Below are 1,119 nucleotides of genomic sequence, written 5' to 3' on the forward strand. Positions count from 1 at the left end.
CGAGACCAGCCTGTGTCTGGGGGGCTGGGGTATGAGTATAGGGCCCAGGGCCCGCGCCCCCCCCCGGGCCCCCGGAGGTGTGGCCGGTCCCCGAGGCGTGGTGCCGGGCCGCCGCCCGGGCCTCGCCGGCGTACCCCATCCCCGACGCGGCCGGCTGCCGTGCGCCGCCGGGGGCCAGCCGGTGGCGCGTGCCGGCGGCCGTCAGCAGGCCGCAGGCCAGCAGCTCGGCCACCGCCATGTCGGCGTGGGTGTCGCCGACGAGCGCCGGCAGGTGGGCGTGGTGCGGCAGCTCGCCGCCGAGCGCGCACGCGAACCGCAGCGCGGCCCGCGCCGGTTCGCTGACCCGCGCGGCCAGCAGCTCGGCCGGTGCGGCAGCCTCGGCCAGGGTCGGCAGCGGCACCGGGCCGCGGTCCTTGGGCCGCTCCTCGAAGACACCGGGCTCGTCGTCCTCGTCCTCGGCGGCCCGGCGGTTGATCTCGTCCCGCTGCCGCAGCAGCCCGCCCGCCTGGACGAAGCGCAGTGCGAGCCCTTCCGAGGCGAACCGCAGGTCCGCCGCCCAGGCCGTCTCCGCGTCCGTGAGGGCCCGGCCGACGGCCCGCTCCAGCAGCTCCACGCAGCCGGCCTTGCCCAGTCCGCCGAGGAAGACCTCCTCCAGGTGGGAGTCGTCCGAGGGGGCCGGGACGTCGGGCGTGGCCGCGAGCAGCCAGGCGCATTCGGGGGTGGCGCGCAGCAGCTCGTCGAGGGCGGACCCGCCGAGCTCCAGGTCGTCGAGCAGTACGACGGCGCCGATGTCCCGTACGCAGTCCAGCAGTTCGGCGCGTGCCGGGCGCCGGCCGGGGGCCTCGTACACGGCGGCGTACAGCGCGTACAGCAGCTCGGTGGCGCTCTGCCGGTGGCCGCTGAGCCGGACCAGGCCGTCGGGGGCGAGCGTGCGGCACTCCCGGGCCACGGCGTCGAGCAGCACGGAGCGCCCGGAGCCGGCGGGTCCGGTCAGCCGTACGGACCGGCCGCGGCCCAGCAGCCGTACCAGCCGCTCGCGCTCCTCGTCGCGCTCCAGCAGCGGCGGCGCTTGCAGCGGGCCGCCCGGCGGTACGGGCGGCGGCTCGCGCTGTGCATCGG

1 pseudogene is annotated in these 1,119 nt (G+C 78.5%); it reads right to left on the minus strand.

Annotation, left to right across the window (positions count from 1 at the left end):
- A pseudogene (locus tag GPJ59_RS36420) lies at positions 1-1,119 on the minus strand (ATP-binding protein); the annotation flags it as partial.

The organism is Streptomyces bambusae (assembly GCF_019400985.1).
Taxonomy (GTDB): Bacteria; Actinomycetota; Actinomycetes; order Streptomycetales; family Streptomycetaceae; genus Streptomyces; species Streptomyces bambusae_A.